This window comes from Paracoccus indicus (assembly GCF_003056335.1).
Taxonomy (GTDB): domain Bacteria; phylum Pseudomonadota; class Alphaproteobacteria; order Rhodobacterales; family Rhodobacteraceae; genus Paracoccus; species Paracoccus indicus.
Map to the genome: position 1 here is coordinate 168,508 of NZ_PYWA01000001.1, position 22,307 is coordinate 190,814.

General features: G+C 62.6%; 28 protein-coding genes and 1 tRNA gene. 15 read left to right on the plus strand and 14 right to left on the minus strand.

The window, feature by feature from the left end; genetic code table 11:
• Positions 1 to 161: 161 nt before the first annotated feature.
• The 4 genes from DDE75_RS00860 to DDE75_RS00875 form a co-directional block, all read right to left on the minus strand.
• Positions 162 to 938: an SDR family oxidoreductase gene (locus DDE75_RS00860; RefSeq protein ID WP_108500499.1), complete on the minus strand. Its 777-nt coding sequence runs from the start codon at positions 936 to 938 to the stop codon at positions 162 to 164.
• Positions 935 to 1,858, minus strand: coding sequence for a calcium/sodium antiporter (locus DDE75_RS00865; RefSeq protein ID WP_108500500.1), 924 nt, complete (start codon positions 1,856 to 1,858; stop codon positions 935 to 937). Before DDE75_RS00865 ends, DDE75_RS00860 begins: the two co-directional genes overlap by 4 nt.
• A gap of 105 nt (positions 1,859 to 1,963) precedes the next feature.
• Positions 1,964 to 2,773, minus strand: coding sequence for a S49 family peptidase (locus DDE75_RS00870; RefSeq protein WP_108500501.1), 810 nt, complete (start codon positions 2,771 to 2,773; stop codon positions 1,964 to 1,966).
• A gap of 45 nt (positions 2,774 to 2,818) precedes the next feature.
• Positions 2,819 to 3,874: a LacI family DNA-binding transcriptional regulator gene (locus tag DDE75_RS00875; protein WP_108500502.1), complete on the minus strand. Its 1,056-nt coding sequence runs from the start codon at positions 3,872 to 3,874 to the stop codon at positions 2,819 to 2,821.
• Between the two features lie 116 nt (positions 3,875 to 3,990).
• Here DDE75_RS00875 and DDE75_RS00880 point away from each other — a divergent pair.
• The 3 genes from DDE75_RS00880 (at position 3,991) to DDE75_RS17155 (ending at position 6,146) form a co-directional block, all read left to right on the plus strand.
• A tRNA-Arg gene (locus DDE75_RS00880) sits at positions 3,991 to 4,067 on the plus strand.
• A 174-nt stretch (positions 4,068 to 4,241) separates the two neighbouring features.
• Positions 4,242 to 5,048 (plus strand): TIGR04255 family protein, encoded by an 807-nt coding sequence (locus DDE75_RS00885; protein WP_108500503.1) that lies wholly within the window; start codon positions 4,242 to 4,244, stop codon positions 5,046 to 5,048.
• Positions 5,049 to 5,834: 786 nt separating this feature from the next.
• Positions 5,835 to 6,146: a hypothetical protein gene (locus tag DDE75_RS17155; protein ID WP_162798850.1), complete on the plus strand. Its 312-nt coding sequence runs from the start codon at positions 5,835 to 5,837 to the stop codon at positions 6,144 to 6,146.
• A gap of 55 nt (positions 6,147 to 6,201) precedes the next feature.
• On the opposite strand, the gene DDE75_RS00890 is transcribed toward DDE75_RS17155, so the two are convergent.
• From DDE75_RS00890 to DDE75_RS00930, 10 genes are all read right to left on the minus strand, one after another.
• Positions 6,202 to 7,143, minus strand: coding sequence for a tyrosine-type recombinase/integrase (locus tag DDE75_RS00890; protein WP_418304163.1), 942 nt, complete (start codon positions 7,141 to 7,143; stop codon positions 6,202 to 6,204).
• Positions 7,056 to 7,340: a helix-turn-helix domain-containing protein gene (locus DDE75_RS17825; protein WP_108500505.1), complete on the minus strand. Its 285-nt coding sequence runs from the start codon at positions 7,338 to 7,340 to the stop codon at positions 7,056 to 7,058. The genes DDE75_RS00890 and DDE75_RS17825 overlap by 88 nt, the downstream gene beginning before the upstream one ends.
• Positions 7,337 to 7,981, minus strand: coding sequence for a hypothetical protein (locus DDE75_RS00900; protein ID WP_108500869.1), 645 nt, complete (start codon positions 7,979 to 7,981; stop codon positions 7,337 to 7,339). Before DDE75_RS00900 ends, DDE75_RS17825 begins: the two co-directional genes overlap by 4 nt.
• A gap of 41 nt (positions 7,982 to 8,022) precedes the next feature.
• The gene (locus DDE75_RS00905) at positions 8,023 to 8,481 is read right to left on the minus strand and encodes a hypothetical protein (RefSeq protein ID WP_108500506.1); all 459 of its coding nucleotides are present in this window, start codon (positions 8,479 to 8,481) and stop codon (positions 8,023 to 8,025) included.
• Positions 8,478 to 8,678, minus strand: a complete 201-nt coding sequence (locus DDE75_RS00910) for a hypothetical protein (protein ID WP_108500507.1) — start codon at positions 8,676 to 8,678, stop codon at positions 8,478 to 8,480. Before DDE75_RS00910 ends, DDE75_RS00905 begins: the two co-directional genes overlap by 4 nt.
• Positions 8,675 to 8,797 (minus strand): hypothetical protein, encoded by a 123-nt coding sequence (locus tag DDE75_RS17730; protein ID WP_272482557.1) that lies wholly within the window; start codon positions 8,795 to 8,797, stop codon positions 8,675 to 8,677. Before DDE75_RS17730 ends, DDE75_RS00910 begins: the two co-directional genes overlap by 4 nt.
• Positions 8,794 to 9,066 carry a hypothetical protein gene (locus tag DDE75_RS00915; protein WP_108500508.1) on the minus strand — a complete coding sequence of 91 codons (273 nt, stop codon included), beginning with the start codon at positions 9,064 to 9,066 and terminating at the stop codon, positions 8,794 to 8,796. The genes DDE75_RS17730 and DDE75_RS00915 overlap by 4 nt, the downstream gene beginning before the upstream one ends.
• Complete coding sequence (locus DDE75_RS00920; protein ID WP_108500509.1) at positions 9,063 to 9,254, minus strand: hypothetical protein; 192 nt, start codon at positions 9,252 to 9,254, stop codon at positions 9,063 to 9,065. The genes DDE75_RS00915 and DDE75_RS00920 overlap by 4 nt, the downstream gene beginning before the upstream one ends.
• A complete protein-coding gene (locus DDE75_RS00925) occupies positions 9,254 to 9,469 on the minus strand; it encodes a hypothetical protein (protein WP_108500510.1) in 216 nt (71 codons plus the stop codon). The genes DDE75_RS00920 and DDE75_RS00925 overlap by 1 nt, the downstream gene beginning before the upstream one ends.
• A 219-nt stretch (positions 9,470 to 9,688) precedes the next feature.
• Positions 9,689 to 9,994: a helix-turn-helix domain-containing protein gene (locus DDE75_RS00930; protein ID WP_162798851.1), complete on the minus strand. Its 306-nt coding sequence runs from the start codon at positions 9,992 to 9,994 to the stop codon at positions 9,689 to 9,691.
• A 125-nt stretch (positions 9,995 to 10,119) separates the two neighbouring features.
• On the opposite strand from DDE75_RS00930, the gene DDE75_RS17470 reads away from it, so the two are divergent.
• The 12 genes from DDE75_RS17470 (at position 10,120) to DDE75_RS00985 (ending at position 22,307) form a co-directional block, all read left to right on the plus strand.
• Positions 10,120 to 10,401 carry a hypothetical protein gene (locus DDE75_RS17470; protein WP_211659275.1) on the plus strand — a complete coding sequence of 94 codons (282 nt, stop codon included), beginning with the start codon at positions 10,120 to 10,122 and terminating at the stop codon, positions 10,399 to 10,401.
• 16 nt (positions 10,402 to 10,417) lie between these two features.
• On the plus strand, positions 10,418 to 10,696 hold the full coding sequence (locus DDE75_RS00935; protein WP_108500512.1) for a hypothetical protein: 279 nt from the start codon (positions 10,418 to 10,420) through the stop codon (positions 10,694 to 10,696).
• A 352-nt stretch (positions 10,697 to 11,048) separates the two neighbouring features.
• Entirely contained in the window at positions 11,049 to 11,336 is a 288-nt protein-coding gene (locus DDE75_RS00940) for a hypothetical protein (RefSeq protein WP_108500513.1), read from the plus strand.
• Positions 11,337 to 11,339: 3 nt separating this feature from the next.
• Positions 11,340 to 11,630, plus strand: a complete 291-nt coding sequence (locus tag DDE75_RS00945) for a hypothetical protein (RefSeq protein ID WP_108500514.1) — start codon at positions 11,340 to 11,342, stop codon at positions 11,628 to 11,630.
• A complete protein-coding gene (locus tag DDE75_RS00950) occupies positions 11,627 to 12,868 on the plus strand; it encodes a hypothetical protein (protein ID WP_108500515.1) in 1,242 nt (413 codons plus the stop codon). The genes DDE75_RS00945 and DDE75_RS00950 overlap by 4 nt, the downstream gene beginning before the upstream one ends.
• Positions 12,861 to 14,006, plus strand: coding sequence for a DUF7146 domain-containing protein (locus DDE75_RS00955; protein ID WP_108500516.1), 1,146 nt, complete (start codon positions 12,861 to 12,863; stop codon positions 14,004 to 14,006). Before DDE75_RS00950 ends, DDE75_RS00955 begins: the two co-directional genes overlap by 8 nt.
• Positions 14,006 to 15,838 carry a DNA primase family protein gene (locus tag DDE75_RS00960; RefSeq protein WP_108500870.1) on the plus strand — a complete coding sequence of 611 codons (1,833 nt, stop codon included), beginning with the start codon at positions 14,006 to 14,008 and terminating at the stop codon, positions 15,836 to 15,838. Before DDE75_RS00955 ends, DDE75_RS00960 begins: the two co-directional genes overlap by 1 nt.
• Positions 15,839 to 16,269: 431 nt before the next feature.
• Positions 16,270 to 17,034 carry a hypothetical protein gene (locus DDE75_RS00965; protein WP_108500517.1) on the plus strand — a complete coding sequence of 255 codons (765 nt, stop codon included), beginning with the start codon at positions 16,270 to 16,272 and terminating at the stop codon, positions 17,032 to 17,034.
• Between the two features lie 457 nt (positions 17,035 to 17,491).
• A complete protein-coding gene (locus tag DDE75_RS17160; protein ID WP_162798853.1) occupies positions 17,492 to 18,436 on the plus strand; it encodes a hypothetical protein in 945 nt (314 codons plus the stop codon).
• 191 nt (positions 18,437 to 18,627) lie between these two features.
• Positions 18,628 to 19,350, plus strand: a complete 723-nt coding sequence (locus DDE75_RS00975) for a hypothetical protein (RefSeq protein WP_245894573.1) — start codon at positions 18,628 to 18,630, stop codon at positions 19,348 to 19,350.
• A gap of 132 nt (positions 19,351 to 19,482) precedes the next feature.
• Positions 19,483 to 20,145 carry a hypothetical protein gene (locus DDE75_RS00980; protein ID WP_108500519.1) on the plus strand — a complete coding sequence of 221 codons (663 nt, stop codon included), beginning with the start codon at positions 19,483 to 19,485 and terminating at the stop codon, positions 20,143 to 20,145.
• Complete coding sequence (locus tag DDE75_RS00985; protein WP_108500520.1) at positions 20,145 to 22,307, plus strand: terminase gpA endonuclease subunit; 2,163 nt, start codon at positions 20,145 to 20,147, stop codon at positions 22,305 to 22,307. Before DDE75_RS00980 ends, DDE75_RS00985 begins: the two co-directional genes overlap by 1 nt.

Below are 22,307 nucleotides of genomic sequence, written 5' to 3' on the forward strand. Positions count from 1 at the left end.
CGTGAAACTGCCTGCAATTTAAGCAATTACAAAGGCCCTTGATTTCATTGGATAATTATTATTCAACGCCGTTGTGGATAGAAATCGGCCCTCCGTTTCGCAAGATATAGGCGCTTGACCGGTTCGGGTGGACAAGATGCAGCGAACGGCCCGTTTCGGTCCTAATCGCGGCCGATGATGTCGGGGGTCTGCCAGGCAAGATGTTGCCCGCCGTCCACACAGATCAGCTGACCTGTCACTGCCCGTGCGTCCAGGAAATAGCCAAGTGCCTGCGTGATGCCTTGCGGGTCGGAACCGCGCTTCAGGACGGTACCCGCCCGCTGCGCGTCGAAATGCGCCTGGCTTTGACGGGCCCCGATCAGCGTCGGACCGGGGCCGATGGCATTCACGCGGATGTCGGGGGCCAGCGCCTGCGCGGCGGTTCGGGTCAGCGACCACAGCCCCGCCTTGGCCAGCGAATAGGTCATGAACTCGGGCGTGGGTTTCAGGACGCGCTGATCGACCATGTTGACCACCAGCGCTTTTGCCTGCGGTTCGCCGTTCTCGTCGGGCTGGGCTTTGGGCGCCTGGGCCGCGAAGGCCTGGATCAACTGGAAGGGCGCGCGCAGGTTTGATCCGATGTTGCGGTCCCAATCGGCCATCGTCGCGCTGTGGATGTTGTCGTAATCGAAGATCGAGGCATTGTTGACCAGCACGCCCAGCTGACCCATCGCCTGCGCCACCTGCGGGACCAGCGCCGCCGTGGCATCGGGATCCAAGAGGTCCGCCCGAAAGGTCCGTGCAGCCACGCCAAGGGCGCGGGCATCTGCGGCAGTGCGCTCGGCCTCATCCTGCGAACCGGCGTAATGGATGGCGATGTCATGGCCACGCTCGGCCAGATACAGCGCCATCGCGCGGCCAAGCCGTTTTGCGGCCCCGGTGATCAGCGCGACGCTCATAGCAGCACCCAGACATAGGCGGCGTAACCCGCCAGCAGGGCGGCCCCCACCGGGCGGGTCAGCGCGATCCCCTTGAACAGGAAGGGTGCCAGCAGGGCCGAGGTGCCCAGCATCACCCAGAGGTCCAGACGCAACATCTCGGGCGGGATCGGCAGCGGCGTCACGATCGAGGTGATGCCCAGGATTGCAAGGATGTTGAAGATGTTGGACCCCACCACATTGCCAAGCGCCATGTCCGCCCGCCCCTTCAGCGCCGCCGCAACCGAGGCCGCCAGTTCGGGCAGCGAGGTGCCGATGGCCACCAGCGTCAGCCCGATGACCGTGTCGCTGATGCCGAATTCCTGCGCGATCTGCGTGGCACCGTTGACCAGCAGGTTCGCCCCAAGCGGCAGGGCGATCAGCCCGCCACCCAGCCACAAGGCGATGCGAAACCCGCGGGCACCCGGTTCGGCGCCCTCGATCTCATCCTCGTCCACGCGGCCTGTGGACAATTGACGCCACAGAACGGCGGCCAGCGCCAGCAGCAGGACGATGCCGCCCCACATGCCGATCCGCCCCGTCACCGCCAGCCCGATCAGCAGGACCGAGGCCCCCATCATCATCGCCCAGCTTTCGCGCAGGTCGTGCCCCTTGGTGGTGATGACGGATACAAGCGCGGTAAAGCCAAGGATCACCAGCACGTTTGCGATGTTCGACCCGACGACATTGCCAAGCGCGATGCCGCTGGACCCGCCAAGCGCCGCCGAGAGCGACACCAGCAACTCTGGCGCCGAGGTGCCGAAGGCCACCACCGTCAGACCCACGACCAAAGGCGTGATACCAAGCCGCAGGGCTAGGTTGACGGCCCCCTTCACCAGCAGGTCGCCGCCCAGAACCAGCAGGGCAAGTCCGCCCAGCACAAGCAAGATGTCAACGATCACGACGTCCGATCCCCAGATATTCCCTCAGCGTCCGGCGAAAGGCCGGGCCGCGCACAAGCGCCATGACCACCATGACCAGCAGAAAGAGAAGAACAATGCGAATGCTCATCCGCGGGTGCCGAAGCTTTGGAAGGCCGCGCGTTCCTCGGCAGCATCGATCAGCGCCTCGGCCGAAAGGCCAAGGCGGCGGAACAGGGGCTTGCGGATGCCGTGCACTTGGAAGGCCACCTTGTCACCGAACAACGCCTTCATCTTGGGCACCAGATGCGCAATGCCATCGGCCAGCCCCAGTTCCACCGCCTGACGCCCGGCCCAGAATTCGCCGGTGAAGAGGTCGCGGTCACCCGCCAGCCGCATGCCGCGGCGGTCGCGGACATGGGCCTTGAAGGCCTCGTGGATGGGTTCCAGGATGGCATGCAGCCGTGCCACATCCTCGGGGTTCTGGGGGCGGAAGGGGTCCAGCGTCGATTTCGACGCACCCGCCGTATGCACGCGCCGTTCGATCCCCCAACGCTCGATCAGCTGGTTGAAGCCGAACCCGGCCGAGATCACCCCGATCGACCCCAGGATCGAGCTGTCATCGGCCCAGATATGATCCGCGGCGCAGGCCAGCCAATACCCGCCCGAGGCGGCCACATCCTCGACGAAGGCATGGACGGGGATGTCGCGCTCATCCGCCAGACGACGGATGCGGGCGGCGATCAGGGATGACTGGACGGGCGATCCGCCAGGCGAATTCACGATCAAGGCCACCGCGACGGGCTTGCCCTTGCGGAAGGCGCGTTCGATCATGGGGGCAAGGGCGGCGTCGTTCAGACCGCCCCCCCGTCCCGATCCACCAATGGTGCCGGAGAGGCGAATGACCGCGATACGCGGCCGGCGGGACATCAGGCGGCTGACAAACGGAATATCCATGGCTGACAGATAGGGGCCTGCGGGCCTTACCACAAGCCGTTGCGATCAGGCTGGAATGTCGCGGTCCAAAGGCGCGCGCGATCCGGGATCGCGGATGGTGTCGCCGGGGATGAAGGTCGGGTTCAGCGCGATGATGCGGTCCTCGGGGCCGGCATCCTTGCCCGCGACCAGCCGTGCCGCACGCCGCCCGATATCGACGCGCCGCGCATCGGTCGTGGCCAGCCGCATCGGCAGCCCGTCCAGCAGATCGACACCGTTGAAACCCGCCAGCCCGATCCGTCCCGGCACGTCATAGCCCTTGTCGATGCAATGCAGCAGCCCGCCCGCCCCGATCATGTCGTTCGAGAAATAGAGGAAATCCAGTTCCGGCGCGCGCGACAGGATGCGTTCGGTCAGTTCGCGGCCCTTCAGCAGCGACGATCCGCCCTGATAATACTCTCGCGCCTCCAGCTGGACGCCGGCCCGCGACAGGCCTTCCTCGAAGCCCAGCAGGCGTTTGCGGGCCCGGTGGTCTTCGGGCATATGGGTGCCGACAAAGCCGATCCGGCGATAGCCTGCGGCCAGGATGCGGTCGGCCATTTCCCGGCCCGCGCGGATATGGCTGATGCCGACCAGGGTATCGATGCCCTCGCCGTCCACATCCATGATCTCGATCACGGGGATGCCGCTGTTCTGCAGCATGGCACGCGATGCCTTGCTGTGTTCCAGCCCCGCAAGGATCACCCCCGAGGGCCGCCAGGACAGCATGTCGTAGAGCACCATCTCCTCGCGCGCGGGGGAATAGTTGGTGACGCCGATCACCGGCTGCAGGCCCGTGTCGTCCAACTCCGCCGAGATGCCCCCCAGCACGTCGGGAAAGACCAGGTTCGACAGCGAGGGGATCACCACCGCGATCAGGTTCACCCGCTGGCTGGCCAGCCCGCCCGCGATCTTGTTGGGAACGTATCCCAGCATCTTGGCCGCGGTCAGCACCTTCTCGCGCGTCGCGGCCGAGACATCGCCGCGGTTGCGCAGCACGCGGCTGACGGTCATCTCGGAGACGCCCGATGCCTCGGACACGTCACGAAGGGTCAGAGGGCGGCGCGGGCGTGTGGGGATCATGGGACCGGTTCTTCAAATGGGTCCGACGATGTTAGCGAAACCATCACGCAGCGACAACCGTGACGAAGCTGCCGCTTGCCAAAACCCCGCCCGGCCCGTTAAACGTCGCCTCAGGCGGCCCCGTGGCTCAACTGGATAGAGCAGCCCCCTCCTAAGGGGCAGGTTACAGGTTCAAGTCCTGTCGGGGTCACCAATGAAATCAACAGCCTATAAGAATACAACAGCTTCTTAGGGATTTGCCCTTAGGTTCACCGAACCAACTGAGGGGGCCAAATTCGATCTAGTTTACATGACCACTAGAATTGGACTATGCGGCGCTCTAGGGTTTTGATGACGGCAGGCAGGCCGCTGATTGGGGAGAACACTGATGTCCTTTAGTCCCGTTGCAGGCCATCATGCTATCATAGAGGTGGTTTTTGAACTCGCCTTCTCTCGGCCTTGGAGCGGTGAAGAACTTCAAAAAATCGAAGCTGCACATCCCGAATGGGAAGATGATCTTCCCAGATCCTCCAAAACCCAGACACACAAACTCACTATGGATAACGGCGGCACGCCTGTGTGGACCCCTGGGAATGGCGTCGCCTTCGAGAGCTTTCAACGAAACGGCCAAGTTGCATGGCGAATGATGTTCGAGAACAACATCGCTGTGGTCAATTGTCTAGTTTACGACGGCTGGCGAAATGTCTGCCCGACCTCAATTCGCCTACTTAGATCGGCACTGAATTCCGCAAATATTGGCGGCGACCAACATATAAACAGTATCTCTTTGCAGTATATAAATGCCTTCGCTTGGGAAGGGCCTATTGAGGAATATCAGATTTCTGATTTGCTCAGAGACAACTGTAGAGAGCTTCCTGCTGCAATATTTGATCGATCAAGTCACCTGTGGCACCAATATTCCGGATGGTTCGAGCAAGGCGATAATGGCATTGCCGGTCGAACCCTGAAAAAAGTTCATTTTGATGGTTTGGAAGATCTAAATGGCGCGGCTCATGTAAGATGCGATGCTACGTTAAGGCGCGATTGTGCTACGCCAGTCAACGCCAAGTTTGCTATCAAAAATGAACTGGCGCAGATTGAAGAAACATTTTCTGATCTCCATCTTGAACTTAAGGCGTTGATGAGAACGCTGCTAAGCGACGGAATGGTCGGAAAAGTAAGTCTAGGTGAGTGAGTGTCATGTATCAAACGTTTGCACCGAACAACGGAAGCTTAGGATTTGTGTTGGCCGATGGTGATCACGCCCTCTCGCGACATGAGCCAACGGTTTCACATGCACTTACCATTGCACGAGGCTACCCAGCCCCGCCCAGATCTGTATCAAATGCAACAGGCGTCCAGGCGCTTGCAGGAGCGTTGGTAGTCTTAACGGTATGTTTACCAAACTCCACCCATGCTTCTCCTCGAAACGTTGAGGTAGTTAGGGCGAACGCGCCGATTGTCGCGGCTTGGTCGCCTTTGCGGAGACAAGCTCGGATGGAAATGGAGTCGTATTTTGGTTTGTCGGATGGTTGGGATGGCAACGATAGCGTTGGAATACCTCGCCAAACTATAGGTGATGCTCTTGCGTTCTTGGCCCGCCTCCCAAGTTCCGTTTCGGAACCTAGCGCGGGTGCCACCGAGGATGGACAGGCAGAATGGTACTGGAAATCGGAACGTGGCCTAGCAACGGTAAGTTTCCGAAATGGCCGAATGAGCTACTACGCTAGAACGCATGAACAGCTGGTTCGCGGTTCGGAGACCTCGAATTCAATGACCTTGCCTCAGGACCTTATCGACGCTCTAAAGAATATTTGAGACTTTTATGACTTGGTCAGCGCCTCGGGACGAGAGCGAACCGGCTCACAACACTGTTTATGGCCCCGTCGACCACACTGAAGCGGTTGGCAGGGTAGTGTGCAATCCTAGGCATGTACGCAAGGATGGATCTGTGAAGCCTTGCTGCTTTGGAGAAACCGATGTGAAGCAGCGCGGCCTTTCTTTATTTCGCTTGCAGTATATGGACGAAGAGTTCCAAACATCTCAAGCCTCAGCAATATGCCAAATTAAGCCGGGCGAATGCTTCGAAAAGATACTGGTTAGCGATGCATCAAGAATTCGTTCTCTAGTGATACCTAATGAAGTTCAGGCCTTGGCGGTCTTGGATGACCCCGCGCCCGAGGCAGGCACGGTACCGGCAAATGATGCTCATGCTATTGCGGTGGCAAAGGTCGAAATGAATGAGGAAGACTTATTGATGATCCGCACGGAGCTTCAGCTAGTCTTCACCTAACTAATGGACACATTAATGATCTTCGTAGTCTCACTTATACAAAAAATTTAAGTACTTACCCCACTTCCAATGCACCGGCGGCGGCGCGTAAATATGTGGGCGAAAACCTAGCATACGTTGAGCGCGTTATAGAAGGGTTGGTATGCCCTAGGTACTGAGCAATCTCTTCCATTGGGACGCCTGCTTCAGCCATCAATCGTCCTGCAGTCCGACGCAAATCATGGGGCGTACAGTGTTCAATCCCTGCCCGCTTCACCGCAGCATTGAACCCTGTCTTGATCGACCCGACTGGTCGGCCGCCCCATTCGATCACGTAACGCGACAGCGCCGCCTCTTGGGCTGACTGGAGTGCAGCCATAAGGGTGCCGTTGATTGGCACGGTCGCCCTACCCTTCTTCGGCCCTATGTCATTCGTGGCTAGTTTGATCAGTCTACGGTCCAGATCGACGCGATCCCAGGTGAGCTCAAGCAAAGCGCCGATCCGCCCGGCCGTCGTCACCATGAGCAAGATCGCCAAGCGAATGTGAGGATCTCCAGTAGCCGCCAGCAGCCGGACCAGTTCATCGCGGTCCAGATAGCGTTCGCGCGGTGGTGGGGTCTGCGGCATTTCGATCCGCGGGGCGCTGCGGATCAGCTTGGACTTGACGCCCCAAGATAGTGCCGTGCGCAGACAGCCCATTTCCGTGCGGATCGTGCCATCCTTGCGGCCAGCCTGGCGTCGCCCGGCCATGAAGCGACGGCAATCATCCACCGTGATCTGTTCCGGTGTCAGGTGGCCGAATACGGGAAGGACGTTTTTGCCAACCTGCGCGAGTTTCGCCGCTTGGCGCCGGCCTTCGACTTCGGCCTGATAGGCCATCCATATTTGCTCGACCGTCACACCAGTCGGTGGCGCGGCCAGGCGAAGGATCAGGTCCCGGGCTTCGCGCTCGGCATCCTTCTGCGTGTGTGCCTCAAGGCGATAACGTCGCCGGGTTCCGTCCTCGTCGTTCCACATGACGACGAATCGTCCTTTGAGACGTCCGATCCGATAATCCCGCATTCGTAATCCTCTACCGCCTTCGCCGTTATCCGCATCATCCGACCGACTCGGAAAGCGGGCAAGGTCCCACTACGGATCATGGCCCGGACCGTCTCGCCACTGCAATCCCAACGATCGGCCAACATTTCAGGGGTGTAAGGTCGTACGGTCATCCAACCATCTCCTTAGCTTCGGCGGCATGACCGCCCCATTGAATGGCACACGCATCAGCCACGCCGTGGAAGGTGCGGCTGCGGATCTTCCAACGATTTGGCCCCGGAGGCGCGCGGTGGATCGCGCTCCACGCTTTCCATTCATCACTGCCTCGCTCTGGCTCGGGCAGGCGGTTCGTAGCCGTCAGCGATGGGAGGCCCCTCAGATAGAAGCCTGTCGCCTTGTAGGCCGGCTCGCCGAACCAGAAAGGCTGGACGATCTGCGGGGCTGGCAGGTCAGACGGCATCCGTTCGCGCGCAAGGTCGTTCATCTCGGGGTTCTCGATCGCCACGCGTTCGATAGGCGCGCGCCAGCAGTCGATGAACAAGCTGACGCCCTCCTCGAACTCTGCCCTCATGCACTCAACCGTGCGTCCCTTCGGCAGCTGCTTGGGCTGGGTCCATTTGCCGGGACCAGACATCCACCGGCGGCCAGACCGGCACAGGCGCGTGCACGGCGGATGCATCACGGCCATCAGATCCCAGCCATCGTCCAAGATCTCGCGCACGTCGCCCCGGATGTGGCGGTTGCTGCCATCCTCGGCCGGCAGCAGGTCGCAGGACCAGACGTCGTGGCCGCGCGCGGCAAAAGCGCGGCGCATGACGCCGGACGTCTCACAAGCGATCAAGATGCGCAGGGCGGTCACGCTGCCTTCCCCTGCAGGTTCATCCGCATCACGGCGCCCGCAAGGGTGTCGAGATTGCCCGCGTCGATCCAGCGCGACACCGTTCCGGCGGGCACGCCCAAGGCCCGATCCAACGCGCTTTGTGACGGCCATTCATGGCTGCCGACGCGAACCGGCTTGCAGCGGCTGGTGTTTGGCCTGCCGGGCTTTGCGCCAAGCCGATCGAGGTTGCCATGCTGATTCAGGTGATAGGAGATCGTGCTTTTCGACCTGCCGGCGGCCAAGGCTGCCTTCACCTGGCTGGCGAAGGCCTTGCCCCGCAGCTGGCAGGGATTGCCAAGCGGAAGGACACCTCTGCGACGGCGCTCGACCCGGCACGTGTCGCGGTTCGCCTTTCGGCAGGCACTGCACCTGCACCCGCGGCCTTTATAGGCGTAGATCGTGCCATGCTTGATGGGACCGGGGCGGCGGCTCATGACTGGCGACCCCTCACACTCCGATCACGCGCCTCGATGATGCGGCAGCATTCGGCGCCAAGCTCGCGGGCCAGCGGCATGTCAATCGGGTCAAGGCCGCAGTAGCGGTCGATGACGCCGACCATGGCGGCGGTGATCTCGTTGCGTTCATCGGCGCTAAGCCGAATAGGCATTTTCTGACTGGTGGCGTTGGTCATTCCGGCTTCCTTTCCGCAGGGTGAAGGGCGTCCTTGACGCGCTGATGCAGCATCAGGTTTTCGGTCATCAGCTTGCCGAGGATGTCAGGACGAATTGGCAGGTTTTCGAGGATGGTCATGCGCTGAACCTCAGTTCGGTCGGATCGGCCATGCCGTGCAGGGTCTGTTCGATGTCCGCGCCACGTTCGGTGCGGCTGCTGCGCGCCCTGTCGGTCCAATTCTTTTCGCGCAGAACCCGCGCAACGTGGCGGCCAGACAGGTTCCAAGCACTGGCGGCGGGATACCGGCTGGACAAATCCTCGGCGATTTGGGCCGCGCTGCGGGACCAACCGTGCAGATCGCAATCGTGCTTGATGAACGCCGCCAGGGCCATGCTGCGCGGGCTCATGCGAAGATCCACCAGACGAAGGCACCGCCGCAGAATGTTCCCAGAATTCCAGCCATGAAGGCGAGCATGTCGCCCTTGGTCAGCACGGGGCGCAACGGATCGGGAAAGCTGTCGACGGCGGGCAGGTCGATGGGCAGGTGGCCCCCTGCCCCATCCGGGCTGTCATCGATCTTGTCGCGCACATCCATCAGAGCGGCCTCCGCGTAACGTTCGCCGCGCTGCGTCGCTGGACGATGCGGAAGCCCGCGTGATTGGCGGCGACCAGCCATGCCATGCGGCGGATGCTTTCGGGCAGGCGGGCAGCCAGATCAGGCGACGCCACGAGCGCCATCGCATCGGCGACAGCGGCAGGCGTCACAGGAAGGGACAGGTTCAGGGTCGGGCGCATGGCCGTGATCTCCATCGGGTTGCGATAGGATCAAAAGCTATGTTGGCAAATGCCAAACGTCAATCTCTAAAGTTGGCAATCGCCAAATTTCGATCTAGGATTGGCAATAGGGGTGAAGCTTGTGCAGTATGCGCATGTTCGCTTAATGTTCTTATTGAGAGGGTATCGAGGACACCATGATTAGCGGAGGCAGCTTCAAAGACATCCTGGATCAGCTATCAGACGAATCACTGATCAGTCTTGCGCGCTGCCTTCGCTTTCCTGCTGAGCCAAAAGAAACCGGGCAAATCCTTCCAACTGCTTCTGCTGATCTGGTGCCAACCGGTCGAAAGTCGACAAAATCCAGTTCTTAGCAGACTGCGGATCCGGCTCATCACCATAAATCAGGTAGCTTACCGTCACGCCTAGCGCGACTGCTACTCGCTCAATGTCGGGCCCGTTTGGCTTCGCGTTATCGCGAATGAACCATGGGTTAAGACGGTGATATGGTATGTTTGTCCGGCGCGCCAATTCGGCCCGGTTCAAGCCCTGCTGGTTCATAAGCGCGTCAATGCGCTGAGCTATTGCACTCATTTTCATAGATTAAGAATAGCTTTAGGCGATTGCCAAGCGCAATTTGGCAATCGCCTATTGACTATAGTTGGCAATTGCCAAATATAGCACACATGGATGCAAACACGATCATCTCTGAGATTGAGCAATATAGCGCCGCCAGCGGCCTCAAGGCTTCTACGGTCTGCCAACGAGCCTTTGGCAACGCGCGTTACTTGAACCGCCTTAATTCCCGCCTTGAGCGACTGAACGAGGAATTGGAACGGTTCAGATTGTTCGCGGCAAACAACCCGCCAAATGCGGATGGTGTGAGAACGCAACCTGATCATCAACCTTTTAACCAAGAGCCCTCTCATGACACTTCCCCTGCAAAGACTGCGCCTGACGCAGCCTGACGGCGCGTGCCGTCAAATGTCCCAGGCCAACCCGTTTGACGGTCGCGGTCGCGGTCGCGATGCCGCCCGCCGCGCCCATCTGGATCACGGCGCCGATCGCGCTGCCTTCTTGCGCCGCTGGTCGCTGCTGATGATCGCCAGCTTTGCCAGCCGCGAGGTCTGCGCCGTGCATTTCGGCGTCACCTTCCAGACGGCCTGCAATTGGTTCGACGGGCTGAACGCGCCCTATGGCCACCATGTCGATCACGCGACGCGGACCTTGGCCCGTTACGCCGAGATCATGCAGGGCGAATGATGGTTTTCGGGACATCAGGACACCCGAAGGTGGATGAGATGGGCAGGAAGCATGGCCCGTCCAGGGGTATCACCCCCCACCCAAGCCGCAATTCCGCCCGCCTTCGGGTGAAGAACAGGAAGACCGGGATTGCGGAACCTGCGGCTGGCCCGGCCGAGAGCTGCCCCTTGGCAGCAGGGCATCCTTTTCCGGTCCGGGCACAGCCTGTCCTGCACCGGCACCTGGCGCGGCGGTCCTAGACGCCGCCGCGTCCTTTTCATTCCCATCCGCACCGTCCCACCGGCGCGGTTTCCCCGGGGCGCCTGTCCCTCCTCCCCCATGCAGGCGTCCCGGCCGAGTTCCAGAGGTCCAGATGGCATATCGCAATCGTATCGCTGCCCGGCTGATCACCCTGGGCCTGGCCCTGCGCGCCAAGCTGGGCGAGCCGGACCCCGAGACGTTGGCCCGCGCCGTCGTGACGATCGGCGAAAGCTTCGATCACGATGACCCGCTGGCGGTCGAGCTGCGGCGCTTTGCCGAGATGTTCCCGCTGGCCCGTCGCAATCCAGAGCTTTTGAAAACCGCTGGCGAAGCGCTGTTTCGTGCCGTCGAGCGGTCCTGCTGGCCCGCGCGCACCCTGCGCGCCGATATCGAGGGTTGATCCATGAAGCTGACGCATTTCGATCGCGCGCTGATCCATGGCCTTGCCGTGCTGTCGCGCCCGCCGCTGATCCCGGATGATGGTGAGCACCGCATGCTGACCGCCATCGTCGAAGAGTGCGCCGCGAGGGCCAGCAAGGAAGGCGCGATGATCCCGCTGATCGGCGCTGCCGGTATGGTCGGGCGCACCTGCCAGATCCACCGCGGCGTCGTTCATCAGATCGCAGCCGCCATGAACGATTTCGACCGGTGGGCGCTTGGCGCGCATTGGGATGCGGCGCGGGGGCAGAAATGACCCGTCTCACGCCCCGCCCCACCCTGATCCCGCTTGCCCTGCTGCGCGACCTGGCCGCTGTGGTGCTGGACCCGATGCGCCCCGCCCAGTTCGTGGACCTGGCCGAGATGATGGCAGGTTGCAGCCAGCAGGTCGCGTCCCTTCCCTTGCCTGCAGCTGCTGTCCCCGTTCCCGAGCTTGCCTCGACAACCGGCAAGAAGGGTCTGCCCTGGACCATCGAGGAACTGGAAAGCGCCCGCGCCATGCTGAACGCGGGCAAGGGCCCGTCCGAGGTCGCGCGCCATCTGGGGCGTCCAGTTGCGGCCACGCAGGTCGCCATCAAGCGCTATGGCGTTCGTGGCGACACCCCCATCATCGCGCCCGGGCGGCCCAAGGGTCGCTTCCAACCGAAGGCCGAGACTGCTGCCCGCGCGCCGGAAGCTGGCAAGACGTCCCAGAGAGGCCGCTTTGCGGGGGTGAAGCCCGAGGATCGCAAGGCTGATATCCGCATCGATGCCTGGTCGGAGGAGGATCGGGCGCAGCTGTCGAAGATGAAAGAAGAACGTCAAAGCCTGTCCAAGATCGGCAAGGCACTGGGGCGTTCTCCCGAAGCATGCCGGGGGCAGCTGAAGCTGATGCGTGCGGCAGATGCCCCGGTCGCATCGGCCAGCGCTACCTGGACCGAAGGCGAACGTCAGCACCTGTTGGAAGCCCGCGCCAAGGGTGTCCCCTTCAAGGTCATCGCAGAAGAGTTGGGAAGGACGGTCCGGGCCTGCGAACAACGCTTCGCCAAGCTGTGCAAAAGCACACACGCACCTGCGCCCAAGGTGACCGCATCGACATTGGATAAGCCCGCGCGACCCGTTCAGCCCAAGGCTGTTCTGCCTGCCCCCGTGGCCCAAGCAAACGCCGCTTATGCCACCACCCCGGCGAAGGCGTCAGCAAAGGCCGAGGTTGCCCCGCATGCTGCGACCTTGAATGAAAAGCAGCGCCGCATCCTCGACGGTCTTTGCAAGCTTTCGGACGACTTCGAACCCGAAGATGACCTGCTTCTGGCGGAAGGTCTGATCGGGCGCCGGGCGCTTGAGCTGATCGCCGACGAGTTGGGTTGCGAGACCAAGGACGTCAAGGATCGCTGGAGGGCGATGATGTTCGAGGATGTCGTCGATTGGCGTGGCCACCCGACCATCGGCGGTCAGTCCGATCTGCTGACCGCGCTGCGGGCGCGTGTTCAAGCCGGAGACGCGGCACATGGCTGATGATCCCCGCATCCAGGAGGCCCACCGGATCCCGATGTTGGATCTGGTCGATCGGCTCGACCTGCGCGGTCTGGTCCGGACCAGCGGTGAACTGGTCGGGCCATGCCCCGGATGCGGGGGCAAGGATCGGTTTTCGATCAATCCGCAGAAGGCGGTGATCTATTGCCGCAAATGCGACGCAAGGGGCGATCAGATTGCGCTGGTGCGCCTGGCGCTTGGTCTGGATTTTCGGGCCGCGCTGGAATGGCTGGTCGGGCCGGTGCAGGAACTGACCCCGGCACAACGCGATGAACGCCAGCGCCGCGCCGATGAGGCCAAGCGCAAGCAGCGCGACTATGAGCGCAAGGCCCGCGAAAGTTCGATCCGCACCGCCCGCGACATCTGGTTCGCAGCCAAGCCCGCCGAGGGCAGCCCTGTGCGGGATTATCTGGCAGTGCGCGGCATCACCGCCGCTCTGCTGCCCATCCTGCCGCACTGCCTGCGCTTCGAGCCGGAAGCACGCTATGTCATTCCGGTCGAGGGTCAGCAGAACCGCTGGCAGACCCTGCATGTCGGCCCGGCCATGGTTGGCGCGGTCGTCGATGCGCAGGGTCGCGTGACTGCCGTCCATCGCACCTGGATCGACCTGACCCAGCCCAAGGGAAAACTGGTCATTCCGGATCCCCGCAAGCCGGGCGAAACGCTGCCGGCCAAGAAGGTGCTTGGGTCGAAGAAGGGCGGCGCGATCCGCCTGAGTGCCCCGCGCGAGGCCCGGATGATGGTCATGGGCGAAGGTCTTGAAACCACGGCCACCGCCCTTGTGGCGCACCCTTATGACGAACCCGTCGCCTATTGGTGCGGGGTCGATCTGGGCAACATGTCCGGGATCCGCATGAAGGGCAAAGGCCTGAAGTACGACGGCATCCCCGATCTGACCGACACCGAGGCATGGGTGCCGCCGCCATGGGTGCAGCGGCTGGTCTTCCTGCAGGACGGCGACAGCGAGCCGCGCCTGACCCGCGCCAAGCTTCTTTCCGGCCTGCGCCGTGCCATCGCGCACCGCCCTGGCCTGACCGCCGCCATCGTCCATCCGGGCGAAGGCATCGACATGAATGATCTGCTGATGGGTGCCGCCCCCGTCGGCATGGAAGGCGAATGATGACGAACGGAATCGACAAGGTGCGGGCCGCGCTGACCCCGCAAGAGGAAGTCGCCCTGCCCGAGGGCATGGAGATCCCGCAGGAGGACGAAACCGTCCCCGAGGATTACATGCCGCCCCCGCCGCCCCCCGAGGATGACGGGCGGGGATCCTCGGACGAGCCTCTCAATCCGATCGAACTGGCCGCCCGCGAACCGTTGAACGACATCGGCAACGGCAACCGCTTCCGCATCCATTTCGGCCAGGACATCTGCTATGTCGCGCAGGTCGGCTGGCACATCTGGGACAGCCGCCGCTGGCTGAAGGATGCCGAGATCAGCAAGGGCGTCTCGCCCCGCATCCGGCAGCTGGCCCAGAAGATGTCCGCGCTGATCGAGCAGGAGATCGACTTCATCCAGCCGTCGAAACGCGACCGCCAGCTGCTGGACGAGGAACGCGCCCTGCGCCAGCGTCGGATCGAGATCGAGGGCACGGCAGCCTATGCCGACGACGAGGCGCTGACGACCGAGTTGGGTAACATCGCGGGTCGCCTGCGGGCCATCGATGGCGCCCTGAAATCGCACAAGTCCCTGATCGGCCGGCGGCTGACCCATGCCAAGAACGCCGGCAATTCGGGGCCGATGACCAACATGGCAGCCGAGGCCCAGGTCGAGCTGGCCCGAAGCGTTGACGAGATGGACCGTGGCGATCTGGACATCAACACCCTCTCGGGCGTGTTGCGCTTCAGCAAGGCCCCCGACCCCACCTCTGGCATGTCCAGCATGCCCAGGGTCGAGCTTGTCGCCCATGACCGGACGCAACAGCTGACGAAGATCATGCCGGTCGAATACGACCCTGCGGCCAAATGCGAACGCTTCGATGCCTTCCTGAAGCAGATCCAGCCCAATATCGAGATGCGCCGCTTCCTGCAGCGCTGGTTCGGCCTGAGCATGACCGGCCTCGATGTCCAGAAGCTGGCCTTCTTCCATGGCGGCGGCGCGAACGGCAAGTCGGTCCTGGTCGACCTGATGGCGCGGATCTTCGGCGATTATGCCGCGACCGCCAAGATCGAGTCGCTGACCGGCAAGAACAAGAAGTCCGGCTCCGATTCACAGCCAGACCTGATCCCGCTGATCGCCGCGCGCTTCGTGCGGACCTCGGAGCCCGAGGAAGGCGAGCGGCTGCAGGAAGGGCTGGTCAAGGCGCTGACCGGCGGCGAGCCGATGATGATCCGGGATCTCTTCTCGGGGATGATCACCTTCCAGCCGATCTTCAAGCTGACCATCTCGGGCAACCACCTGCCCGACATCCGCGGCGGCGACGACGGGATCTGGCGGCGCGTCATGCTGGTCCAGTTCCCCGTGCAGATCCCGGTTGAGAAACGACTGCCCAAGAAGCAGTTGGACGACATGCTGTGGCAGGAGCGGTCCGGCATCCTGAACTGGCTGGTCGAGGGGCTGATCGATTACCTGGACGGCGGGTTGCAGGAGCCGATCGAGGTCACCTCCGCCACCGATGGCTATCGCAAGGAAAGCGATCCGATCGGCACCTTCCTGACCGATGCGACCGAGGTCACCGGTTACGAGGGCGACTTCATGACCGCCAAGGAGCTGATCGAGGCCTTCAACTTCTGGATCGAGGAACGCGGCGAGACCCGATGGGGCAACCGCACGGTGTCGCTGCGCCTGAAGAGCAAGGCCGACGCGTCCTGGCGCCATCCGGAAAGCCAGAAGACCTTCAGCCCCGGCAAGTCCGGCGTCACCGGCTATCGCGGCATCCGCCTGACCTACGAGTTCTCGGGCCGCATGCGCGATGCCGAGGCACGGGAGAGCGCGTCCGCATGGCCCAGATGACCCCGCACCCCCTCTTCGATGGAACCACGACTTGGCGGGCCTGCGGGCCCGTCACGCATGTCAGGGCCGGTGTTTGGGCCGGACGGGCGCGAGTGAGAAGGCCGCAGGGCGTGACAACATGCGGGGTCAGGGGGCCGACGAATGAATAAGATCAAGGTGTTAAGGGTAAAATCTGGGCTTGAGGGCCTGACGGGCCTGAAATTGCGAGGCACGTGCGCGCGCGTATTCCCCAAGGGGTCAGGGAGAAAGCCATCCTTCACATAACTGGAAATCTCAAGCCTTTCAGACCCTCAAGCCCAAAAACAAGACCTAACCCATTGATAAGAAAAGAACCGGGCCAAGAAAAACCCCGATCAACTCAAACCCTGTTTCTCAGCTTCAAGCCCGTCAAGCCCAAGTCCCAAACGATGAAATCCAAAGGTAGTGTTCAGATGAAACCGAACCACAACATGAAGTGCAAAGCCGATCAAACCGGGACGTATCTGGACCGGCTGGCTGCCGAAGCGGACGCTGCTGCGCAGGGTGCCGCCGTTCGCCCCGTGGTGGCCGAGGCGCTGCGCCTGCGGGCGGCACAGGCGGCGGCAGCCATCCCTGCGGCCTGTGGCCCGGACATCGCCCCCGCGCCCGCACGGGGCGGCTTCGTGCTGGTCCGGAACGTCGAGCTGCTGCCGGTCGGCACCGACAAAGTGGAGGCCGTCCATCGCGGCTATGGCGGCCGCGAGGCCATCCGCCGGGCCGATGCCTTCGACGCCATGCTGGCCGCGGCTGCACGACGAAAGCAACCTGCGCCCCTGACGCCCGGGCAGATCGCCATCGGTCGCCGCTATCACGACCTGGTCGAACTGCTGAGCGCCGACGGCACCAAGCTCTCCAGCCTGCAGGCCCGCAAGGGTGGCCCGGATGGCCGCGACTGGATGGATCGGCGGCTGGAGCTGTCAGCCGAGCTGGAGCGCATGCGCAAAAGCATTGGAGCGGGCGTGGCCATGAGTGTCCGCCGGGTGCGGCCATCGGCGCGGGGTGCGACGTCTGCCAGGATCATCACCGATCGATCACTGCTTGATGCCGTATGCCTTAAAGGGCGCGGGTTGGCAGATGTCTTGGTTTTCCATGGGTGGTCTGTGAAGGGCGCGCATCGCGATGCGCTGTCACAGGCGCTGAGCGCCGCACTGGACCGCATGATCGGATATCGGGGCTGAAAAAGCTCTTGACCGCTTAGGTCCGTCTGTGAGAGAGAAATAAATATTATCCAGACGTGCGCCCGCCGGGAAGTTCCCTAGCGGGCGTTCGTCTTTTCGAAGTGCTTGCAAGGTCATCTTGAGTTCATAGGCTACTTCTCTCCGCAGTCTTAGTTCCTCAGGAGCTCGATTGGCTAAGGCAGCGCCGTCCGTTTGCTAGAAGCTATAGCATCTGAAGTGCCTGCCAAGGTTCGCGGCGAAGGATTTCGGTTGCCACGTGCCGCCCAGAGTATCGACTCTGCATTCAAAAATGCTCATCATCGTTGAACTGCGTCACGACGGCGTGGGAGGAGAGGCATGACGCGTCAAACCAGAACGTCCGACAGCCCAGCTGATATGGATGGTCGGCGGCAGAAGTTGCTGCGGTATCTGATGAAGAGGCGCCGTCGTTTGCTGAAAGAAGCAGATGAGGTTTTGAGTGACGTCGAGAAAGCAGAGCGAGACATCCGACAAGGAGCAAGGCGAGCAGGTTCAAAGTTCCGTCTATGATTTTCTATATCACGATGGGCGACGAATTGCTTCGTTCCTGGCGCAGTTCGATTCATCCGGGGCGCTGACGCAGATCACAGAAGGCCGACACGTCGAGAAAGCGACAGGCGACCTTAGTCGCCTTGAAGGCAGTGCTAGTGCGATGGGTCTTGCAAAAGGATTGATTTCCTCGACAGCCGACATTCGGAAGCGCACCCAAGATGATGTGATGCGCGTATATGATCCTACTTGGGCGAATGCGCGCGAATTTCTTGATCTTGCTGAAGGTGCGGGCCTCATTCAGCGCGATGTTTCGACTGCCTCGGTGGGACAACTCGTCCTATGTCAAGGTTCCCTTACGGTGAAAAATCTGCAGCTTCTGACCAGCATCTGGAGTTCACCTTCTGCTAAGAAAATGATGGCCGATGGGGTGAAGCAGAATTCGGTTCCACCCCTAGGACGGAATGGGCAGAAAGATCCAAATCTGAGGGCCCTGCATGATGCTGCAGTACAAGCAGCTAAAACTATGCGTAATGGGTTGGATTTGTTCATGGACCTGGTGCCCACCTTCCCGCACACGGTTCAAGCAACCATATCGGGAGATGAAGCCGTGTGGTGTAGCCTTCTTCCAGACGGGCTGACGTTCGATCCATCAGACATCACTCTGAAATTTTCGAAACACCTCCCCGGGACTTGGTCTGCTATTGGAATACTTGACGCATTGCCTGACGAACAGCCAGATGGGGACATCAAACAGGTCGACTATCTGAGCGGCGCCGCTATGGCAAAGTTAGACGATGCTATTACGCCAATGATTAGGATGTTTTTAGGCCGCCCATATGAAGCCTACGGAATCACGCCTCTTCTAGTCTTTCGTGAGATTGGAGCACGCTGATTTCCACTTTGAGATCTTGAGCTCTACGGCCCCTCTTATACCGCACCCAACAATGTTCAAGCTCTTGGCCCACCCGGCCTATCCTTTGGCCGGGCAGATAAGCTTCAGACCGGCACTTGAGGGTCCGTGTCCGTGAGACTTGCATCTCCCGCAATCAAAGGCCGTAAGAGCTCTATAGAAACGAGGCGTCGATGCTAAAGCTCGCGATCAACGACGCCGACCTGCAGCGGAACCTGCGCCAGCTGGCAGACAAGGATGCACGACAGGCAGCGGCATGGGCACTGAACGACACGGCTGCCGATGTCCTGACGCATGTCCAGAACCGGATGGACGCGGTCTTCGACCGGCCCACGCGGTTCACCAAGAACGCATTCATGGTCTGGCGGGCCAAGCCGAACAGTCTTGAAGCTTCCGTCATGGAACGACCCTCGGTCGGGCGACGGCATTACCTGAAGATGCAGGAGCTGGGCGGTGCACGGGGCCAGACGGGGCTCGAAGCGCTGCTGTCCTCGCGGCTGGCTTATGACGGCATCATCCAGTCGGCCATCCCGGCGGAGGGTGCCAAGCTGAACGCCTATGGCAACTGGCAGACGGGAGAGCGCAACCAGGCACTGTCGGCGGTCCAGGCGCAGCGCGACGACCGGACCAATACCACGGCCACGGCACGCAAACGCCATCGCAAGCGGGCCGGCTTCTTCGTGCCGAAGTCCGGATCGGGTCTTTCGCCGGGGATATGGAAGCGGGCACCGGATGGCACGATCAGCAAGGTGCTGCACTTCAGTGCCGTCGCTCCGGTCTATTCGGAGCGGCTCGGGTTTCAGGACGGTGCAGCCGAGGTCTATCGGGCCCGGCTGCCGGAACACCTGACCCGCACCTTCGCGCGGATGGTCCAGAGGGTGGCCGAACGCGGCTGACCGCCCTGCCCCCGCGGGTCCTTCCTGGCAAGGAACCGCACGGGGGTAATTCGCACCCCGGTACATTCCTGATCGCGATCCTGGTCCGGGGTTGTGGTTCGGGTTGTTGTTGTTGTCATTACAGGAAAGCTCATGACCACCATCACGCTCGAGGATGGGAGCGTGCTGGATGTCGGGCGCCATCCGCTGCCGGATGGGGTCGTCGATGACGGCACGCCCCTCAACAGATCGCAGCTTGCCCGCGCCTTCGGCGTCTCGGAGAACACCGTGGCCAAGTGGATCGGGCTTGGCCTGCCCGCGATCACCACCGGCGCGAACGGGGTCGCCTACGAGTTCCGGCTGTCTCACTGCTGGGCCTGGAAGCAGGACCGCGACGAACGCCACCGGGCGGCCAAGTCCAGGGGCGACCAGCTGGCCGCGCAGGCGGCGCTGGCCTTCCGCAATCTCGACGAGGACCAGGCCGAGGAAGAGGGCGAGCTGACCGCCGACGATCTGCGCAAGTGGTCGGAGGCCGAGTATCACCGCAACCGCGTTGCCGAACAGCGCGGCGATCTCTTGCGCGCCGACCGGATGCGCCAGCTGGTCGAGGACATGTTCGTGACCTTCGGCGCCGAGATGGACACGCTGCCCGATTTTGCCGAGATGACCTTCGGCCTCTCCGCCGCGCAGGTGGCGCAGCTCGAGGAGCGCTGCGACCAGATGCGCGCCGAGGTGCGCCGCCTGATCGAGGCGCGGCTCGGGCGCCCCGGCGCCGTGGTCGCCCTGCCCGGTCGCCAGTCGGAGCTGGATGTCTGATGGTCGAGATGATGGACCGGGGCTTTTCCGCACTGACGCGCATCCCGCCGCTGCCGCCGTTCCTGACGCCGGAGGAGCTGGTCGCGGATGCGCTTCCGCTTCTCGATCCGCCAAGCCGGGTGACGGTCACCGATGCCGCCGAGCGCGCACTGCGGGTGCCGGTGGCCGGCAAGTGGTCGGCGTATGACCGGGCCGTCGCGCCCTACACGATCGAGCCGCAGGACATGTCGCAGTCCCGGCGCTTCAAGGCGGTGGTCTTCGTCGGCCCCTCGCAGAGCGGCAAGAGCCAGATGCTGCTCTCGGTCTCGGCCTATGCGATCACCTGCGCGCCGGGCCCGGTGCAGCTGATCCACATGACCAAGACCGATGCGGATGCCTGGGTCGAGGAGAAGCTGGACCCGGCCATCATCAACAGCCCGCTGCTGCTGGAGCGGCTTGGTCGGGCGCGCGATGACAGCACCTTCAGCCGCAAGCGGTTCAAGGGGATGCGGCTCGGCATCGGCTATCCGGTACCGAACCAGCTGTCGTCCCGCTCGCAGCGGCTGGTGCTGCTGACCGATTACGACCACATGCCCCAGAGGCTGGGGCCGAAGGATGCCCCCGAAGCCTCGCCCTTCAGCATGGCGCTGGCGCGGATCCGGACCTTCCTGTCGCGCGGATGCGTGATGGCCGAAAGCACGCCCGCCTTTCCGGTTGACGAGGCCAAGCAGCGGCCCGTGACCGGGCTGGACCCGCATCTGCTGCCGCCGACCACGGCGGGGATCGTGAACCTCTACAACGAGGGCACGCGGGCACGCTGGTACTGGGAATGCCTCGACTGCGCCGGGCTCTTCGAACCGACCTATGATCGGCTGGACTACAACCGCGACCTGGACCCCGGCGAAGCTGCCGACAGCGCGGTCATGGTCTGCCCGCATTGCGGGTCGGTGATCGAGCATCGCCAGAAGGCAGAGATGAACCGTCGCGCCTCCGAGGGCCAAGGCGGCTGGCTGCATGAGAGCCGGATCGTCGACGCGGATGGCAAGCGCCAACTCTGCCGGATCGACGATCCGCAGATCCGCAACGTCTCGATCGTCAGCTATGCGCTGAACGGCGTCGTGGCAGCCTTCGCATCCTGGCAGGGACTGGTCGAGCGCTACGAGGCCGCGCGCCGGGTGCTGGAGGCCACGGGCGACGAGACCGACTTTGCCGGCGTCCACTACACCGAGCTGGGCATCCCCTATCAGCGCCCAAAGGACGAGGACGAGAACGCGGTCACGGTCGAGAGCCTGACCGGCAACGCGATGAAACTGCCACGCGGGGTCGCCCCGCATTGGGCGCGGTTCGTTACCGTGATGGTCGACGTGCAGGGCAACCGCTTCGAGGTCATGGTCATGGCCTGGGGCGCGGAAGGCGAACGGGTGGCGATCGAGCGCTATGCGATCCACCAGCCGCCCGACGATGCGCCGCGCGCCAGGGGCGAGGATGGCAAGTATCGCGGGATCGATCCCGGCCGTTACGCCGAGGATGCCCAGGTGCTGACCGAACTGGCCGAAAGGGTGTTTGCGGTCGATGGTGCGGCCTGGGGCCTGAAGCCCGTGGGCGTGGTCATCGACTTCAACGGCCCCAAGGGCTGGTCGGACAATGCCGAAAAGTTCTGGCGTGCCCGCGCGCGCGAGGGTCTGGGCGGGCGGTTCTATCTCTCGATCGGCCGATCGGGGCTGAACCAGCGCGACCGGGTCTGGCACGAAGCCCCCGAACGCGCCTCGGGTGGCAGGAAAGCCCGGGGCATCAAACTGCTGAACATGGCTGTGGACCGGCTGAAGGACAGCGTCTCGGCGGCACTGGCGCGGACCGACACGGCGACCAACGCCCAGCATGTTCCCTCCTGGATGGAGGCCGAGCATGTGGCCGAACTGCTGGCCGAGGAGCGCGGCGAGAAGGGTTGGGTCCTGAAGCCCGGCCAGACCCGGAACGAGAGCCTCGATCATTCGGTGCAGGGCCTGGCGCTGGCCGAGTTCCTGGGCCTGAACCGCGTCAACTGGGAGGCCCCGCCCGCCTGGTGCGTGCTCGGCCCCGACAATGCCAATGCCGTTCCGCTGGAGCGGCCCAATGATCCGGGCAGCGCGCGCGATCTGCCCGCGCCGTCGCGCCCCAAACGCATCGGCTACCTGAGGAGATGA

Coding starts and splice junctions, on each gene's coding strand:
- DDE75_RS00860 (WP_108500499.1), bottom strand. CDS start 938: ATGAGCGTCGCGCTGATCACCGGGGCCGCAAAACGGCTTGGCCGCGCG.
- DDE75_RS00870 (WP_108500501.1), bottom strand. CDS start 2,773: ATGGATATTCCGTTTGTCAGCCGCCTGATGTCCCGCCGGCCGCGTATC.
- DDE75_RS00875 (WP_108500502.1), bottom strand. CDS start 3,874: ATGATCCCCACACGCCCGCGCCGCCCTCTGACCCTTCGTGACGTGTCC.
- DDE75_RS00885 (WP_108500503.1), top strand. CDS start 4,242: ATGTCCTTTAGTCCCGTTGCAGGCCATCATGCTATCATAGAGGTGGTT.
- DDE75_RS00890 (WP_418304163.1), bottom strand. CDS start 7,143: ATGTGGAACGACGAGGACGGAACCCGGCGACGTTATCGCCTTGAGGCA.
- DDE75_RS17825 (WP_108500505.1), bottom strand. CDS start 7,340: ATGACCGTACGACCTTACACCCCTGAAATGTTGGCCGATCGTTGGGAT.
- DDE75_RS00900 (WP_108500869.1), bottom strand. CDS start 7,981: ATGCGCCGCGCTTTTGCCGCGCGCGGCCACGACGTCTGGTCCTGCGAC.
- DDE75_RS00905 (WP_108500506.1), bottom strand. CDS start 8,481: ATGAGCCGCCGCCCCGGTCCCATCAAGCATGGCACGATCTACGCCTAT.
- DDE75_RS00910 (WP_108500507.1), bottom strand. CDS start 8,678: ATGACCAACGCCACCAGTCAGAAAATGCCTATTCGGCTTAGCGCCGAT.
- DDE75_RS17730 (WP_272482557.1), bottom strand. CDS start 8,797: ATGACCATCCTCGAAAACCTGCCAATTCGTCCTGACATCCTCGGCAAG.
- DDE75_RS00915 (WP_108500508.1), bottom strand. CDS start 9,066: ATGAGCCCGCGCAGCATGGCCCTGGCGGCGTTCATCAAGCACGATTGC.
- DDE75_RS00920 (WP_108500509.1), bottom strand. CDS start 9,254: ATGGATGTGCGCGACAAGATCGATGACAGCCCGGATGGGGCAGGGGGC.
- DDE75_RS00925 (WP_108500510.1), bottom strand. CDS start 9,469: ATGGAGATCACGGCCATGCGCCCGACCCTGAACCTGTCCCTTCCTGTG.
- DDE75_RS00930 (WP_162798851.1), bottom strand. CDS start 9,994: ATGAACCAGCAGGGCTTGAACCGGGCCGAATTGGCGCGCCGGACAAAC.
- DDE75_RS17470 (WP_211659275.1), top strand. CDS start 10,120: ATGGATGCAAACACGATCATCTCTGAGATTGAGCAATATAGCGCCGCC.
- DDE75_RS00935 (WP_108500512.1), top strand. CDS start 10,418: ATGTCCCAGGCCAACCCGTTTGACGGTCGCGGTCGCGGTCGCGATGCC.
- DDE75_RS00940 (WP_108500513.1), top strand. CDS start 11,049: ATGGCATATCGCAATCGTATCGCTGCCCGGCTGATCACCCTGGGCCTG.
- DDE75_RS00945 (WP_108500514.1), top strand. CDS start 11,340: ATGAAGCTGACGCATTTCGATCGCGCGCTGATCCATGGCCTTGCCGTG.
- DDE75_RS00950 (WP_108500515.1), top strand. CDS start 11,627: ATGACCCGTCTCACGCCCCGCCCCACCCTGATCCCGCTTGCCCTGCTG.
- DDE75_RS00955 (WP_108500516.1), top strand. CDS start 12,861: ATGGCTGATGATCCCCGCATCCAGGAGGCCCACCGGATCCCGATGTTG.
- DDE75_RS00960 (WP_108500870.1), top strand. CDS start 14,006: ATGACGAACGGAATCGACAAGGTGCGGGCCGCGCTGACCCCGCAAGAG.
- DDE75_RS00965 (WP_108500517.1), top strand. CDS start 16,270: ATGAAACCGAACCACAACATGAAGTGCAAAGCCGATCAAACCGGGACG.
- DDE75_RS00975 (WP_245894573.1), top strand. CDS start 18,628: ATGCTAAAGCTCGCGATCAACGACGCCGACCTGCAGCGGAACCTGCGC.
- DDE75_RS00980 (WP_108500519.1), top strand. CDS start 19,483: ATGACCACCATCACGCTCGAGGATGGGAGCGTGCTGGATGTCGGGCGC.
- DDE75_RS00985 (WP_108500520.1), top strand. CDS start 20,145: ATGGTCGAGATGATGGACCGGGGCTTTTCCGCACTGACGCGCATCCCG.